Here is a 15,433-nt window from a genome sequence, read left to right as displayed (position 1 = left end):
GACACGAGCCGCCTGGGGCCTCTTCCGGCCATTAGGGTGAGGGCATGCCAGCGAGCTACGCCTATCTCGGCCCCGAGGGCACCTTCACCGAGGTCGCCCTGCGCACCCTTCCCGAGACGGCCACCCGGGAACTGATCCCGTACGTGTCCGTGCAGTCCGCGCTGGACGCGGTCCGCACCGGCGAGGCCGAGGCGGCGTTCGTGCCCATCGAGAACTCCGTCGAGGGCGGCATCACGACGACCCTCGACGAACTGGTCGCGGGCGCGCCGCTGATGATCTACCGCGAGGTGCTGCTGTCGATCACCTTCGCGCTGCTGGTCCGGCCCGGCACGAAGCTGTCGGACATCAAGACGGTCACCGCCCACCCGGCCGCGCAGCCGCAGGTCCGCAACTGGCTCAAGGACCACCTCCCGGACGCGGTCTGGGAGTCCGCCGCCTCCAACGCGGACGGCGCCCGGCTGGTGCAGGAGGGCCGCTACGACGCCGCGTTCGCCGGCGAGTTCGCCGCCGCCCGGTACGGTCTCGAGGCCCTGGAGACCGAGATCCACGACCGGGAGAACGCGCAGACGCGGTTCGTGCTGGTGGGGCGCCCCGCCCGGCCCGCCGCACCGTCCGGCGCCGACAAGACGTCCGTGGTGATCTGGCAGCGCGACGACCACCCCGGCGGGCTGCGCGACCTGCTGGGCCAGTTCGCCACGCGCGGCATCAACCTCATGCTGCTCCAGTCCCGCCCCACCGGCGCCGGGATCGGCAACTACTGCTTCTGCATCGACGCCGAGGGCCACATCTCCGACCGCCGGATGGCCGAGGCCCTGATGGGACTCAAGCGGATCTGCCTCCAGGTGCGGTACCTGGGCTCGTACCCGCGCGCCGACCTGACCGCGGCGGACGTACGGGCCCTGCGGCCGGGCACCTCCGACGAGGCGTTCGCGTCGGCGGCGGACTGGGTGGCGCGGTGCCAGGACGGACGGTTCTGAGCGCTCGCGCCCCGCGCCCTCCCCGGTTCCCCGTGCCGTCCTCGTCCCCGCCCCTCGTCCCGGTTCTTCGCCCCCCGGGGGGGCGGGCTTCCGGGTCCCGTGCCTGTAGGATTTCCGTCCGGATTCCGGATTCCGTCAGTCCTACCTGCGGATTGTCGTTGTCCACAGAAGTTATCCACAGGTCAGCATCTCGACCTGGGGACAAGTCGACAGCGAAGCCCCCTCCAGTCGACAAATCACCCTACGACCCCCCACCTCGTCCGCAGTCGCCCCGATCACCTTTCGTCCACCCGTTTCCTTCGATGAATCCTTTGGGGTGACCCCGTTCCACCCGAAAGCGGGCGCGGACCGGGTTTGCATCGGGATTTCCCCGGCCTGATCAACCCTGCCGGAATGATCACCCCCTGTGTCCACAGATCTTTCGCACAGCCTGTGGATAACTCTGCGGCAGTATGAATACCTGTGGATAGAGACGCTGCGACACGGCCTGAGTGGCGACCCGTCCGCGCCGATCCGGTCAACGAGCCGCCACCGGCCGCCTGGTTCCAGGGAGTCGAGCACCTCCCCTTGACGCAAGAGACGATCTCCCCACCGCGGAACACAAGCCGCATTTCCGACACCCTTCCGGCAGCCTTCTGACGTTCTTCCGACTAGTGAGTCGTGGGCTGTCAGGGGGCACGGGTAGCCTGGGGCGCGTGATTGACCTTCGCCTGCTCCGTGAGGACCCTGACCGTGTGCGCGCCTCGCAGCGCGCCCGTGGAGAGGACGTCGCGCTCGTCGACTCCCTCCTGTCTGCCGACGAGCGGCGCAGGTCGTCCGGCGTCCGCTTCGACGAGCTGCGTGCCGAGCAGAAGGCGCTCGGCAAGCTCATCCCCAAGGCGAGCGGCGACGAGAAGGCCGAGCTGCTGAAGAAGGCGGGCCAGCTGGCCGCCGACGTCAAGGCCGCCGACGCCGACCGCGACGCCGCCGACACCGAGACCCAGGAACTGCTGCTCAAGCTCAGCAACCTGATCCACCCCGACGTCCCGGTGGGCGGCGAGGAGGACTTCGCCACTCTGGAGACGCACGGCGCGATCCGGGACTTCGGCGCCGAGGGCTTCGAGCCCAAGGACCACCTGGAGCTCGGCCGGATCCTCGGCGCGATCGACGTCGAGCGCGGCGCCAAGGTCTCCGGCTCCCGCTTCTACTTCCTCACCGGCGTCGGCGCCCTGCTGGAGCTCGCCCTGGTGAACGCGGCACTGGCACAGGCCACGGCGGCCGGCTTCACGCCGATGCTCACGCCCGCCCTGGTCCGCCCCCAGGCCATGGCCGGCACCGGCTTCCTCGACCAGGCCGCGCAGGACGTCTACCGCCTGGCCGACGACGATCTGTACCTGGTCGGCACGTCCGAGGTGGCACTCGCCGGATACCACATGGACGAGATCATCGACGTCGACCGGCTTCCGCTGCGCTACGCCGGGTTCTCGCCGTGCTTCCGCCGCGAGGCCGGCTCGCACGGCAAGGACACGCGCGGCATCTTCCGCGTCCACCAGTTCGACAAGGTCGAGATGTTCTCCTACGTCACGCCCGAGGACGCGGAAGCGGAGCACGGGCGGCTGCTGGAGTGGGAGAAGCAGTGGCTGACGTCGCTGGAGCTGCCGTTCCGGGTGGTCGATCTCGCGTCGGGCGACCTCGGTTCCTCCGCCTCCCGCAAGTTCGACTGCGAGGCGTGGATCCCGACCCAGGGCAAGTACCGCGAGCTCACCTCGACCTCGAACTGCACCGAGTTCCAGTCCCGGCGGCTGTCGATCCGTGTCCGTGAGGACAAGAAGGCGCGCCCGCTGGCGACCCTCAACGGCACGCTGTGCGCCGTACCGCGCACGATCGTCGCGATTCTGGAGAACCACCAGCAGGCCGACGGTTCGGTGCGCGTGCCCGAGGTGCTGCGTCCCTACCTGGGCGGCCGGGAGGTCCTGGAGCCCGTGGCCAAGTGACCGAGGCGGCCACCGCACCGACCGGGCAGGCTTCCACCGGGGCCCTGCCGTACCAACTGATCGCGACCGACCTGGACGGCACGCTGCTGCGCTCCGACCAGTCCGTCTCGACCCGCACGCGCGAGGCGCTCGCCGCGGTCACCGCGGCGGGCGCCGCCCACATCGTCGTCACGGGCCGCGCCGTCCCCTGGACCCGGCACGTCCTCGACGACCTCGGCTACCAGGGCCTCGCGGTCTGCGGCCAGGGCGCCCAGGTGTACGACGCGGGTGCCCGCCGCCTGCTGACGACGGTGACGCTGGACCGGCAGCTGGCCGGACTGGCGCTGGCCAGGATCGAGGCGGAGACCGGGCCGCTGTACCTCGCGGCGAGCCGCGACGGCCTCGACGGCGAGGTGTTGGCCGGCCCCGGCTACGAGGTGCGGGGCCCGCTGCCCGCGACACCGTTGAGGGACGCCTCGGACCTGTGGTCCGCCCCGCTGAACAAGATCTACGTCCAGCATCCGACCCTGTCGGACGACGAGCTGGTCGAGGTGGCGCACCGCGCCGCGGGCGGTTTCGTCACGGTGACGCTGGCCGGCGAGGGCATCGTCGAGCTGCTGCCCCTCGGTCTGTCCAAGGCGACGGGGCTGTCGCTGGCCGCGCGTCGGCTGAAGCTGAAGGCCGCCGACACGATCGCCTTCGGCGACATGCCCAACGACCTGCCGATGTTCGCCTGGGCGTCCTACGGCGTGGCGATGTCCAACGCCCACGAGGAGCTGAAGTCCGCGGCGGACGAGGTGACGGTCTCGAACGACGAGGACGGCATCGCGGTGGTGCTGGAGCGGATGCTGGCGCGGCTCGCCTGAGGGCGCGTCCGGCGGACCCGCCCCGGGCCCGTCGCCCGCACGGCCCGTCGCCCGCACGCCCCGTCGGCCTGTGCCGCCCCGGCGGCCCCACCGCCGGGGCGGCAACGGAGAAGGCGGCCCACACGGACCCGTACACGCGCCCGTGTGCTCGAAGCGGCCGCCCGGCCGGAGCCCCGTTCTCCGGGCCGTGGCACCGACTCCACCGGCGTCGCGGCCACCCTCAGTGTGCGCGGGCGCCGCGTCCGTCGGCCACCGATTAAAGAGCGGGGCAGAACAAGGGCGTGAGGCGAAACGGCGGGGCGGACGGCGTTCCCGCCGTCCGCCCCGCCCCTGTCACTCCCCCCCTGTCGCTCCCCGGCGGCCTCAGTCACCGGGGTGCTGCTGTCCCTCCCCGGCCGCCGCAGTCGCCGGGGGCCCTGCTCTCACTCCTCGCCGGCCAGGGTCAGCGCCCGCAGCTTCTGACCGGCGTACCAGGTGGCGAGGACCGTGACCGCCGCGAGCAGGATCGTGGCCGTGGGCAGACTCACGTCCGAGGTCACCAGGTCACCTCCGGACACCTTCTGGGCCACCGCCAGCGCCCACTGCTGGACGCTCAGGGTGCGGGCACCCGGCACCAGCGAGCCGAACAGGGCCTCCCAGACCAGCGCGTAGACCAGGCCGAACACGACCGCGTGCCGCGACACCGTGCCGAGCAGCAGGAACAGCGCCGCGTACGCGATGGAGGCGACCAGCGCGGCCACGGTGTAGGCGACGGCCACCTGCTGGCCGTTGCCGTTCAGGATCAGGCCGGCGATGAGGGTCGGCACCGCCGAGAAGACCATCGTCACGGCGATGGCGACGATCAGCTTGGTGTAGATGATCGTGGGCCGCTTGATCGGCTTGGACAGCAGGTAGACCACGGAGCCGTCGTCGATCTCGGGGCCGATGGCGCCGGTGCCCGCGATGACGCCGATGAGCGGCACCATGGTGGCGAGCGCGAGCCCGCCCAGCACGTCGGCCGTCGTCTGGTCGTCCGCGCCGACGAGGGCGCGCACGATCACGGCGATCACGATCAGCAGCAGTGGCAGGGCGCCCAGGATGAGGGCCCGGCGCCGGCCGAGCAGGGCCCGGTAGGTGAGCCGGGCGACTGTGGGGTCGTACATCTCTTGGGCCTCCTACGCCGCGACCAGGTACGAGAACACGGACTCGAGGGACTCGTCGGACGGCGAGACCGTGAGCAGCCGGATGCCGTGGTCCCTGGCGACCTTCGGCAGCAGGGTCGTGAAGCGGCCGAAGTCGACGGCCTGGACGCGCAGCGCGCCCTCGGTGACATCGACCTCGATGCCGGATGTCGACGGGTCGGCGATCAGCGCGGCGGCGAGGGTGCGGTCGTCGCTGGAGCGCACCAGGTAGCGGTGCGGCCGGTCGGTCATCAGGCGGCGGATCTTGCGGAAGTCGCCGCTGGCGGCGTGCCGTCCGGCGACCACGACCTCGATGTGCCAGGCGAGTTGCTCGACCTCTTCGAGGATGTGCGAGGAGAACAGCACGGTGCGGCCCTCGTCGCCCATGCGCCGCAGCAGGTCCATGAGCTGCATGCGCTGGCGCGGGTCCATGCCGTTGAACGGCTCGTCCAGCAGGAGCAGCGAGGGGTCGTGGACCAGCGCGGACGCCATTTTCACGCGCTGGCGCATGCCCTTGGAGTACGTCTGGATCTTGCGGTCCTGGGCGTACTCCATCTCGACCGTGGCGAGCGCCTTCTGCGCGGCCCTGGCGCCGAGGCCGTGCAGTTCGGCGTTGGCCAGGACGAATTCGCGTCCGGTGAGGAAGTCGTACATCGCCTCCCGCTCGGGGACGACGCCGATGTGCCGGTAGATCTGCTCGTTGCGCCAGACCGGCTGCCCGTCGAGGGTGACGGTGCCGGTGGAGGGGGCGAGGAAGCCGCCCATCATGTTGATGAGGGTGGACTTGCCGGCGCCGTTGGGGCCGAGGAGGCCGGTGACGCCGGGGCCGATCGTCATGGTGATGTCGTTGACAGCGACCACGTTGCCGAACCAGCGGGAGACGTGGTCGAGGGAGAGCGTGGTCACAGTCCCACCTTCTTGTAGCGGCGCACGAGGAGACCGTAGGCGGCGGCGATCACGCCGAGGGCGACGACGACGTACGCGGCGCCCTCGCCAGTGTCCGGGCCGATTCCGCCGGGGAAGGCCGAGGTCGCGCCGAGGAACGCGGACTGCACGCCGTCGACCAGCGTGATCGGGGAGAACAGTCCGATCCAGGCGACGGCCCCGCCACTGCCCTGCGCGTCCGCGATGGCCTGGAGCGTGGTAACCGCCCCGTAACTGATGGTGAGGACGGCGATGACGGCCGCGATGCCGAAGCCGCGGCGCGGCGTGAACGAGGCGACGACCAGGCCGATCCCGGCGAAGAGCAGCGACAGAAGTGCCACGGACACCACCCCCTGCGCGAATCCCTCGGTCTGGTCGGTGAAGTCGAGCTTGGCCAGCAGCGCGCCCACGTACAGCACGAGGAGCGGGGCCGCCGTGAGGATGAACAGCGCCGAGGCCAGCGCCGCGTACTTCGCCCGCACGTAGTCGGCGGTCTCGATCGGCCGCGAGAAGTACAGCGGTACGGTCTTGAAACGCAGGTCGCGGGAGACGGACTGGGGTGCCTGCGAGGCGACGTACAGGCTGATGACGGCCTGCATGACGACCGCGTAGCGCGTGTAGTCGACGGGCAGGTCGTTGGCCTTGGTGGTGACCGCCACTGCGACCATGATGGCCGCGGGCACGCACATCACCACGAACAGCAGCATCGGCAGCACCTTGGACTTGACCGAGCGGCCGAGTCCGTACGCGCCGCGCAGGGACTGCGAGTACAGCGAACGGCGGGCGTAGGCGCGGCCCAGGCGAGGGCCGTCGTAGCCGCGGTACCCGATGTTGTGGATGCGGGTCTGGTCGCCCGCCGCGACGGCTACGGGCTGTTCAGTTGCCATGGCCGACCGCCTCCTTTCCCTGTGCGTCCCGCTGTGCGTCGCCGTCCTGCGGGGTGCTGTCCCGGTCGCCGTCCTGGAAGACCTCGGCGATGTGGTGCCTGCGCTGCTCCATGCGCACCAGGCCCAGGCCGAGGTCCGCGATCACGTCCCGCACCAGGTCGTACGTCTCCTCGCCCTGCGCGGTGAGCAGCAGCACGTGGCCCGCGCCGGGCAGGCCGCTGCCGGACTGGACGGTCACCCCGCGTGCGTGCAGCGCGTCGCGCACCGCGCGGGTGCCGTCGGGGTGCTCGTCGGTGTCGGTGACCTCGACGGCGAGGGTCGTCGTGCTCTGCGTGAAGTCGGTGGTGCGGCTGGAGCGGAGCAGTTTGCCGCCGTCCACGACGACGACGTGGTCGCAGGTGCGTTCCAGCTCGCCCAGCAGGTGCGAGGTGACCAGGACCGAGATGCCGAAGTCGGTGTGGATGCGGCGGATCAGGCCGAGCATCTCGTCGCGGCCGACCGGGTCGAGGCCGTTGGTCGGCTCGTCGAGGAAGACCAGCTGCGGATCGTGGACCAGTGCCTGGGCCAGCTTCACGCGCTGCTTCATGCCGGTCGAGTAGCCGCCGATGGGGCGGTACCGCTCCTCGTACAGCCCGACGTGGCGCAGTGTGTCGGCGGTGCGCTCGCGCGCTGCGGTGGGCGGCAGGCCGGACATGCGCGCCATGTGGACGACGAACTCGGTGGCCGAGACGTCGGGCGGCAGGCAGTCGTGCTCGGGCATGTAGCCGACGCGCTCGCGGATGGCGGCGCCCTTGGTGGCGACATCGAGGCCAAGCACTTCGGCGCGGCCCTCGGTGGCGGGGGACAGACCCAGCAGGATCTTGATCAATGTGGACTTGCCGGCACCGTTGGCTCCGACGAGTCCGGTCACACCGGGCCCGACGTCCACGGAGAGCCGGTCAAGAGCGGTCACCCGGGGGAACCGCTTGCTCAGGCTTTCGGTCGCGATCACAGTCACGAGGACGACCCTAGTGACCCGGACCACGCCGATCGTCAGACCGCAGAGCCGTCTTCCCGTCCCTCTCAGGTAGTACGGGGCCCTAGGGGTCACCCTGAGGTCGAACGGCTCCCGTCAAGACCGAGGGGCGTCCCGCCGGGATCGGCCGGGGCGCCGGGGCCGGCCGGTGTCCCGCCGAGGTCGTTCAGCGGTGGGAGGTTCGGGGAGACGGATTGCGTCACTCGGCACGGAGGGCCGGGCCCTGGGGCGCACCGTGGGACGGGCCCGAGCCGGGGGTGCGGCAGCCGCTCACGGCCCTATTGACGTTGCCTATAACAACTGCGAGATTCGCCTGCGTCCGCGGGCGCCGCCGCCGGTCCGGTGTACGCGGCGGGTTGCGGGGCCCGGACCGGCCGGCGGGCGCGAGCGCCGTCGGCCTCGACCGGGTGCGGCGGACCGGCGCGGGTGGGCTCGATGACTCGACGACGTACGGAGGAAGCGTGACGATGCCGGCAGGCGCGCGGGAGCGCTGGGTGCGGACCGGCGGGGTCGAGCTGAGCGTCGCAGAACTGGGCGACCCGCAACGGCCGACGGTCCTGCTGGTGCACGGCTACCCGGACAGCAAGGAGGTCTGGTCCGAGGTCGCCGTCCGCCTCGCCGGCCGCTTCCACGTCGTGCTGTACGACGTCCGCGGCCACGGCCGCTCCACGGCCCCGCAGCCACTGCGCGGCGGGTTCACGCTGGAGAAGCTGACGGACGACTTCCTCGCCGTCGCGGACCTGGTGAGCCCGGACCGCCCGGTGCACCTGGTCGGGCACGACTGGGGATCGGTGCAGGCCTGGGAGTTCGTCACCGTCCCGCGCACCAAGGGCCGTATCGCGTCGTTCACCTCGATGTCCGGGCCGTCCCTCGACCACTTCGGCCACTGGATCAGCAAACGGCTCAGACGCCCCACCCCGCGCCGGATCGGCCAGCTCCTCGGCCAGGGTGCCAAGTCCTGGTACATCTACCTGCTCCACACGCCCGTGCTGCCCGAACTGGCCTGGCGCGGGCCGCTCGGCACGCTGTGGCCGCGCATCCTCGAACACGTCGAGAAGGTGCCGCGCGGCACCTACCCCACCGCGTCGCTGCGTTCGGACGCGGCACGCGGCGCGTGGCTCTACCGGGACAACGTACGGCCCCGGTTGCGCCACCCCCGTACGGACGCCCACGCGCACGCGCCCGTGCAGCTCATCACGCCCCTGGGCGACGCGTACGTCTCCGAGAAGCTGTACGACGAACTGGAGCGGTGGGCCCCGCGGTTGACCCGGCGCACGCTGCCCGCGGGGCACTGGATCCCGCGCACACGACCCGAGCAACTGTCCGTCTGGATCGCCGACTTCGTGTCCGACGCGGAGAACGGAGGGGCGGCGCAGGTGGGGACGACGGGGGCGGGCACGGAGGGGGCGGGCACGGAGGGGGCGGGCACGGAGGGGGCGGGCACGGAGGTCGCGGGTACGGAGGTCGCGGGTACGGAGGTCGCGGGTACGGAGGTCGCGGGTACGGAGGTCGCGGGCGGGCGCGGGGCTCGGGGAGCCGGCCGGGGCGATGGCCGGGGCGGTGATCGAGTCGGTGGCCGGTTCGGGGGCCGGTCCCGTGGCCGGTTCGGTGACCGGTTCCGTGGCCGGTCCGGTGACCGGTTCCATGGCCGGTCCGGGGACCGCTCCGTCGCACGCTTTGGGGACCGCTTCGGTGGGCAACTCGTCCTCGTCACCGGCGCGGGCAGCGGCATCGGGCGGGCGACGGCGCTCGCGTTCGCTCAGGCGGGCGCGCGGGTGATCGCCGTCGACCGCGACGGCGCAACCGCGGCCCGGACCGTTGAGCTGGCACTGGACGCCGGTGCGCCGGCCGCCTGGGCGGAGATCGTCGACGTCTCCGACGCACAGGCCATGGAGGAACTCGCCGGCAGGACAGCCGCCGAGTACGGCGTCGTGGACGTGCTGGTGAACAACGCCGGCATCGGCCTGTCCGGTCCCTTCTTCGACACCACACCGGAGGAGTGGCAGCGGGTCATCGACGTCAACCTGATGGGTGTCGTCCACGGCTGCCGCCTCTTCGGCAAGCACATGTCGGAGCGCCGGCAGGGCGGGCACATCGTCAACGTGGCCTCGGCCGCCGCCTACCTGCCGACGCGCGCGCTGCCGGCGTACGGCGCGTCCAAGGCGGCCGTCCTGATGCTGAGCGAGAGCCTGCGCGCGGAACTGGCCGGGCAGGGCATCGGAGTTACCGTGGTCTGTCCCGGTTTCACCACCACCAACATCGCGTCGACCGCGCGCTTCGCGGGCGCCGGTGCCGCCGAGGAGGCGCGGCTCCGCAAACGCGCCGAGCTGCTGTTCACGTTGCGCAACTACCCGCCGGAGAAGGTGGCGCGGGCGATCCTCAAGGCGGTGACGCGCAATGACGCGGTGGTGCCGGTGTCGGCGGAGGCGCGGGGTGGGCGCCTCGTCATGCGTCTGGCGCCCGGTCTGTTGCGGGTAGTGGCTCGCGTACGTCCGCCCCTGTGAGGCGGGTTGGTTCCATCTGCTCCACATGGGGCCGTCCCGGCGGGGTGTTGGCGCGTGAGCCGCCAAAGCAGGTGCGGCGCACACGACTTGTGGGTGTGAGCCGTCAAGCCGGGTGCGTCGCACGCAGCTTGCGGGCGTGAGCGCCAAGCCCCGTTGCGTCGCACCCAACTTGCGGCGTCAGCCGCCAAGCCCGGCTGGGCGCAGGCCGCTTGCGGGCGCGAGCGTCAAGCCGGGTGCGGCGCAAGCTGCTTGCAGGCGTGAGCGCCAAGGCAACTGCTGCGTACGCAACTTGCCGAACTGGCATCTCGGGTGCGCTGGTTGTCCACAGAATCGTCAATACGCCTGTGGATAAGCGGAGTTGACTGTGGATCAAACCCCCGGACCCAAAATCGTTCGCATGATTCACGCCTCCCCGGCACGCTGACGGGATGAGCGACAGCAGGCCGAAGGCAAACACGCCGGGCGACGGCAGACCGGACGACCGACGCACCGTGAAGGTGTCGAAGTACCTCTCGAAACACCTGCGGCACCAGCCGGAGCTGATCGGGCTCACGCTGGACGCGGGCGGCTGGGTCGAGATCGAGGCCCTGATCGCCGCTGCCGGCGCCCACGGGTTCCCGTTCACCCGGGAGGAGCTCGACCACGTGGTGGTCACCAACGACAAGCGGCGCTTCGCGGTCGAGGGCACCCGGATCCGCGCCAGCCAGGGCCACAGCGTCGACGTCGAACTGGGGCTGCCCACGGCCACCCCGCCGCCGTACCTCTACCACGGGACGGTGGCCGGCAATCTGGACGCGATCCGCGCCGAGGGGCTCCGGCCGATGAACCGGCACGACGTGCATCTCTCGCCCGACCGCGAGACCGCGACCCGGGTCGGCGCACGCCGCGGCCGGCCGGTCGTCCTGAGCGTGGACGCGGGCACCATGCACCGCGACGGCCACGAGTTCCGGGTCAGCGCGAACGGCGTGTGGCTGACCGAGGCCGTACCGGCGAAGTACCTGCGGTTCACCGGGGCGGACTGAGGAACGCTTGGCAGAGGATTGACGGAGGGAGTCGGGCGGGCCGGGGCACGCCGGGCAGGCGGTTGGGCGGGCTGGGACACCCCGGGCTGGGGGCTTGTGCGGACGGGTGCTGGGGCGGGCGGTGCCGCTCGAACCGGCGGGCGGCAGGCGGCAGGCGACGGGCAGCAGGCGACGGGCGACGGACGGCGGACGGCGGACGACGGGCGGCGGACGACGGGCGGCGGGCGGCGGGCGGCGGGCTCAGGATCCGTCCCGGTGACCCGGAGGAGGCTCGTCAGCCCAGTTGCTCGAGCGCCTCGGTGGCGATGCGCTCGAAGACCCTCTCGTCCGCGGCGAAGTCCGAGTCCGGGATCGGCCAGTGGACGACGATCTCCGTGAAGCCGAGTTCCTTGTGCCGGCCGGCGAAATCGACGAAGGCGTCCAGGGATTCCAGGGGGCGGCCACGGTCCGGCGTGAAACCCGTGAGCAGGATCTTGTCCATGGCGGCGGCGTCGCGGCCGATGTCCGAGCACGCCTTGCTCAGCCTTTCGGCCTGTTCGCGCAGGGCCTGCCGGGACTGCTCGGCGGTGCCCGTCTCGTACAGCTTCGGGTCGCCGGTGGTGACCCACGCCTGCCCGTGGCGCGCGGCGAGCCGCAACCCGCGCGGGCCGGTGGCCGCCACCGCGAAGGGCAGCCGGGGGCGCTGCACGCAGCCGGGGATGTTGCGCGCCTCGTGCGCCGAGTAGAAGTCGCCCGCGTACGAGACACCGTCCGTGCCGTCCTCGGTCAGCAGCCGGTCGAGCAGCGGAACGAACTCGGCGAACCGGTCGGCGCGCTCGCGCGGCGTCCACGGCTCCCGCCCGAGCACGGAGGCGTCGAAGCCGTTGCCGCCCGCGCCGATGCCGAGGGTGACCCGGCCGCCGGAGATGTCGTCCAGCGAGATCAGTTCCTTGGCGAGGGTCACCGGATGCCGGAAATTGGGCGAGGTGACGAGCGTGCCCAGGCGCATCCGCCCGGTGGCACCCGCCGCGGCGGTCAGCGTCGGAATCGCACCGAACCACGGCCCGTCCCGGAACGAGCGCCAGGAAAGGTGGTCGTAGGTGTACGCGCTGTGGAACCCGAGCTCCTCCGCGCGCACCCAGGCCGCACGGCCGCCCTCGTGCCAGCGGCGGTACGGGAGGATCACGGTGCTCAGGCGCAGACTCATGTCTCAGAGCCTACGGCGCTCCGGGACGGGCCCGGAAAGACCCGGCTCGCGGCGTAGGCCCCCCACCGCGTCCGGCGCACGCGGGCGGGCCCGTTCGCCCCGTGCGCCGGATGAACGGGACGCTCCGCCGCGCGCCGGGAGGGGAAGGGACGGTCCGCCACCCGCCGGAAGGAAGAGGACGGCCCGCCACCCGCCGGGGGAAGAGGACGGAGCCCCATCGTGGAGCAGGCGTCCGGTTCAAGCCATTCCTGGCCAGGCTCGGAAACCGGCCCACGCCCGCCCCGTCATCGGCCGGACCGCCCTCAGTGGTCGGCAAGCCGCAGCTCACCGGCTTCCACCCGGCCCCGCGATCACTCGCTCCAGTCCCTGACCGCGTTCGTGATTTCGCGGCCGGACACGGGGAATTGGGCGTCAACGCGCTCGTGCTGCAACGGCCCGTCCCCGGCTCCGCGGCGCACCGGAAGACCGTCGAGCACATCGACCGGATGCCCCGGCCCGGCTCGGTCGACGGGACGGGCCGTACGCCCTCGCCCCCAGGGGCCGCAAGACCCGTATTCACTCAGATGTGCGGGCTCCCGCACGCACGTGCGGGCATATGCGGGACAATGGCCGGGTGACCTCAGCTACCAGACAGCCCGCCACCCCTGCCGCCGCTGTCCGCCCGCGGCTGATAGCCACGGATCTCGACGGCACCCTGCTGCGCGACGACAAATCGGTCTCACCGCGCACGGTGGCCGCCCTCGCCGCCGCCGAGAAGGCCGGCATCGAGGTGTTCTTCGTCACCGGCAGGCCCGCCCGCTGGATGGACGTCGTCAGCGAGCACGTGCACGGCCACGGCCTGGCGATCTGCGGCAACGGTGCCGCCGTGGTCGACCTGCACGGCGGACCCGGCGCGCACCGGTTCGTGAAGGTGCGCGAGCTGGCACGGGAGAACGCCCGCGACGCCGTACGCCTGCTGCGCGAAGCGGCGCCCGGCACGCTGTACGCCGTCGAGCAGACCTACGGCTTCCGCCAGGAGCCGGGCTATCCCAAGCTGCACATGGAGATCCCGGACAATCGCGCGCCCGCCGAGGACCTCCTCGGGGACTTCGGCGACGCAGCCGCCGAGCCGGTGCTGAAGGTCCTCGCCCACCACCCCTCTCTGGACCCCGACGCCTTCCTCACCCTGGGCCGGCTCGCCATCGGCGACCGCGCCAACGTGACCCGGTCCAGCCCCAGCGCCCTGCTGGAGATCAGCGGCCCCGGCGTCTCCAAGGCCAGCACGCTCGCCCTGTGCTGCGCCGAGCGCGGCATCTCGCACGAGGAGGTCGTGGCCTTCGGCGACATGCCCAACGACGTCGAGATGCTGACCTGGGCCGGCCAGTCGTACGCCATGGGCAACGCGCACCCGGACGCGATCGCCGCCGCGTCGGGACGCACCGTCGCCAACAACGACGACGGGGTCGCCGTCGTGATCGAGCAGGTGCTGGCCGAGCTGCCGTAGCCCGCGGGCCGCCCCGCGCCCGCCCGCGGCCACGATGTCACCGCCCACGACTGCGACGTCACAGCCCTCCGCCGCGGGCACGGCGGGTGCCGCCCCGGCCCGTCGCCCCGGCCGCACCCCGGGGGTGCCGCTCATCCCGGGCCGAGCCGCACCCCACGCTCGGCCAGCCACGGTTTCGGGTCCAGTGCCGAGCCCGTTTCGCGGGTGACCCGCACCTCGAAGTGCAGATGCGGCCCCGTGGAGTTGCCTGTGGTGCCCGACAGGCCGATCCACTGCCCCACCGACACCCGCTCCCCCTGATCGACGGCGACGGATGCCAGATGCGCGTACTGCGTGTAGTAGCCGCCGGGATGCTCCACCACCGTCTCGATGCCGAACGGGCCCCCGCAGGACACCCGCACCACCCGGCCCTCGCCCGCCGCCCGTACCGGCGTCCCGATCGGGACGGCGAAGTCCTGACCGGTGTGCCGGTTCGCCCACCGGCTGCCGCCGCTGCCGAACCCCGCCGACAGCTGGTACGTCTCCACGGGTGCCACCCAGTCGCTCGAGAACCCTGTCTCCGGCTGGTCCAGCCGCACGGCTCCCCGGCACGCGCCTGCCGCGACGGCGGCGTCCGCCTCCCCCTGGAGCTGTCCGCGGGCCTGCTCCAGCTTCTGCTCGATGTCCTTCTTCAGCTCGGCGAGCTGGGCGTTGCGCTTCTCCAGGGTCTGCCGGGCGGAGGCGGCTCTCGCCTCGTCGGCGGCGAGCCGGGACTCGGCGCGACGGCTCCTGCTCACCGCGTTGCCCAGCGCGAGTCGCGCCTGCCACACGACGTGCTGGCCCCGCATCAGCTCCTCGGGGCTGTCCGCCAGCACCATCCGCACCGCCATCGGAAGCCCGCCGCCGGTGCGGTACTGGGCGCGCGCGATCCGGCCCAGGTCCTCACGCAGAACCGCGATCTCTCTCCGTTCCTGCTCCAACAGCCCTTCGAGCCTCCGTGCCTCCGCCCGCTGCGCCTCCGCCTCGTGCCGCCCCTCGTCGTACTGCCGCGTCGCCACCGCCGCGTCCGCGTAGAGCCGTGCCACCTGGGCGCCGGCACTCGCGTCGGAACCCTCCCCGGCGGCTTCGGTGGGCTGGGCGGCGGACAGGGCGAGCGCGCACAACAGCGCCGGGACGAGCAGCGGGTGGCGGCGAAACGATCGCATGACAGCGATCGTGACCCGCGACGACGGGCGCAGCCATTCAGATCGTACGGCTGGGGGATCGCACGCCACGGACGGATGAGCGGTACGGCCGAACAGCCCTGCCGGCCGTCACGACTGACCGCACGTCATCCGACGCCCCGCGCGAACAACGTCATACGCGCGGGAGAATCCGCGGACGGGACGCGTCGTTGGTGGGGTGCGCCATCGGCGGGCCGCCTCATCGGCGGGACGGTGTCACTGGGTGTCGCCCCTGCGGGGCGCACCACATCTGAG

Annotated in this window: 12 protein-coding genes; 6 read left to right on the top strand and 6 right to left on the bottom strand. The window is 72.1% G+C overall.

The features are described 5' to 3' along the window. The first annotated feature begins 44 nt into the window (after window positions 1-44). From pheA to ABZ354_RS15905, 3 genes are all read left to right on the top strand, one after another. The gene (gene pheA, locus ABZ354_RS15915; RefSeq protein ID WP_358657035.1) at window positions 45-977 is read left to right on the top strand and encodes a prephenate dehydratase; all 933 of its coding nucleotides are present in this window, start codon (window positions 45-47) and stop codon (window positions 975-977) included. Window positions 978-1,672: 695 nt separating this feature from the next. Next, on the top strand, window positions 1,673-2,950 hold the full coding sequence (gene serS, locus ABZ354_RS15910) for a serine--tRNA ligase (protein ID WP_358657033.1): 1,278 nt from the start codon (window positions 1,673-1,675) through the stop codon (window positions 2,948-2,950). Further along, window positions 2,947-3,795: a Cof-type HAD-IIB family hydrolase gene (locus tag ABZ354_RS15905; protein WP_358657032.1), complete on the top strand. Its 849-nt coding sequence runs from the start codon at window positions 2,947-2,949 to the stop codon at window positions 3,793-3,795. The genes serS and ABZ354_RS15905 overlap by 4 nt, the downstream gene beginning before the upstream one ends. 422 nt (window positions 3,796-4,217) lie before the next feature. On the opposite strand, the gene ABZ354_RS15900 is transcribed toward ABZ354_RS15905, so the two are convergent. From ABZ354_RS15900 to ABZ354_RS15885, 4 genes are read right to left on the bottom strand one after another with little or no spacing between them, the layout of a single operon-like run. Further along, window positions 4,218-4,937 carry an ABC transporter permease gene (locus ABZ354_RS15900; RefSeq protein ID WP_358657030.1) on the bottom strand — a complete coding sequence of 240 codons (720 nt, stop codon included), beginning with the start codon at window positions 4,935-4,937 and terminating at the stop codon, window positions 4,218-4,220. A gap of 12 nt (window positions 4,938-4,949) precedes the next feature. Next, window positions 4,950-5,861, bottom strand: coding sequence for an ABC transporter ATP-binding protein (locus tag ABZ354_RS15895; protein ID WP_358657028.1), 912 nt, complete (start codon window positions 5,859-5,861; stop codon window positions 4,950-4,952). After that, window positions 5,858-6,766: an ABC transporter permease gene (locus tag ABZ354_RS15890; RefSeq protein WP_358657026.1), complete on the bottom strand. Its 909-nt coding sequence runs from the start codon at window positions 6,764-6,766 to the stop codon at window positions 5,858-5,860. Before ABZ354_RS15890 ends, ABZ354_RS15895 begins: the two co-directional genes overlap by 4 nt. After that, entirely contained in the window at window positions 6,756-7,757 is a 1,002-nt protein-coding gene (locus tag ABZ354_RS15885; protein ID WP_358657177.1) for an ABC transporter ATP-binding protein, read from the bottom strand. Before ABZ354_RS15885 ends, ABZ354_RS15890 begins: the two co-directional genes overlap by 11 nt. A gap of 485 nt (window positions 7,758-8,242) precedes the next feature. On the opposite strand from ABZ354_RS15885, the gene ABZ354_RS15880 reads away from it, so the two are divergent. Both ABZ354_RS15880 and ABZ354_RS15875 read left to right on the top strand, forming a co-directional pair. Then, window positions 8,243-10,285 carry an SDR family oxidoreductase gene (locus ABZ354_RS15880; protein WP_358657024.1) on the top strand — a complete coding sequence of 681 codons (2,043 nt, stop codon included), beginning with the start codon at window positions 8,243-8,245 and terminating at the stop codon, window positions 10,283-10,285. Window positions 10,286-10,713: 428 nt separating this feature from the next. Further along, the gene (locus ABZ354_RS15875) at window positions 10,714-11,307 is read left to right on the top strand and encodes an RNA 2'-phosphotransferase (protein WP_358657022.1); all 594 of its coding nucleotides are present in this window, start codon (window positions 10,714-10,716) and stop codon (window positions 11,305-11,307) included. 274 nt (window positions 11,308-11,581) lie between these two features. On the opposite strand, the gene ABZ354_RS15870 is transcribed toward ABZ354_RS15875, so the two are convergent. Further along, the gene (locus tag ABZ354_RS15870; RefSeq protein WP_358657020.1) at window positions 11,582-12,493 is read right to left on the bottom strand and encodes an LLM class flavin-dependent oxidoreductase; all 912 of its coding nucleotides are present in this window, start codon (window positions 12,491-12,493) and stop codon (window positions 11,582-11,584) included. Window positions 12,494-13,088: 595 nt separating this feature from the next. Between ABZ354_RS15870 and ABZ354_RS15865 the strand changes: the two genes are divergently transcribed. Continuing rightward, on the top strand, window positions 13,089-13,976 hold the full coding sequence (locus ABZ354_RS15865) for an HAD-IIB family hydrolase (protein WP_358657018.1): 888 nt from the start codon (window positions 13,089-13,091) through the stop codon (window positions 13,974-13,976). 131 nt (window positions 13,977-14,107) lie between these two features. On the opposite strand, the gene ABZ354_RS15860 is transcribed toward ABZ354_RS15865, so the two are convergent. Then, window positions 14,108-15,160, bottom strand: coding sequence for a M23 family metallopeptidase (locus tag ABZ354_RS15860; RefSeq protein WP_358657016.1), 1,053 nt, complete (start codon window positions 15,158-15,160; stop codon window positions 14,108-14,110). Window positions 15,161-15,433: the final 273 nt, after the last annotated feature.

It is taken from the genome of Streptomyces sp. NPDC005925 (assembly GCF_040638805.1).
In the GTDB taxonomy this organism is placed as follows: domain Bacteria; phylum Actinomycetota; class Actinomycetes; order Streptomycetales; family Streptomycetaceae; genus Streptomyces.
Note: the sequence above shows the minus strand (reverse complement) of the source record. Positions and strands in the feature narration are given on the sequence as shown.

Excerpts from the sequence above, each read along its gene's own strand:
- pheA (WP_358657035.1), top strand. The coding sequence starts at position 45 with ATGCCAGCGAGCTACGCCTATCTCGGCCCCGAGGGCACCTTCACCGAG.
- ABZ354_RS15900 (WP_358657030.1), bottom strand. The coding sequence starts at position 4,937 with ATGTACGACCCCACAGTCGCCCGGCTCACCTACCGGGCCCTGCTCGGC.
- ABZ354_RS15890 (WP_358657026.1), bottom strand. The coding sequence starts at position 6,766 with ATGGCAACTGAACAGCCCGTAGCCGTCGCGGCGGGCGACCAGACCCGC.
- ABZ354_RS15875 (WP_358657022.1), top strand. The coding sequence starts at position 10,714 with ATGAGCGACAGCAGGCCGAAGGCAAACACGCCGGGCGACGGCAGACCG.
- ABZ354_RS15870 (WP_358657020.1), bottom strand. The coding sequence starts at position 12,493 with ATGAGTCTGCGCCTGAGCACCGTGATCCTCCCGTACCGCCGCTGGCAC.
- ABZ354_RS15865 (WP_358657018.1), top strand. The coding sequence starts at position 13,089 with ATGCGGGACAATGGCCGGGTGACCTCAGCTACCAGACAGCCCGCCACC.
- ABZ354_RS15860 (WP_358657016.1), bottom strand. The coding sequence starts at position 15,160 with ATGCGATCGTTTCGCCGCCACCCGCTGCTCGTCCCGGCGCTGTTGTGC.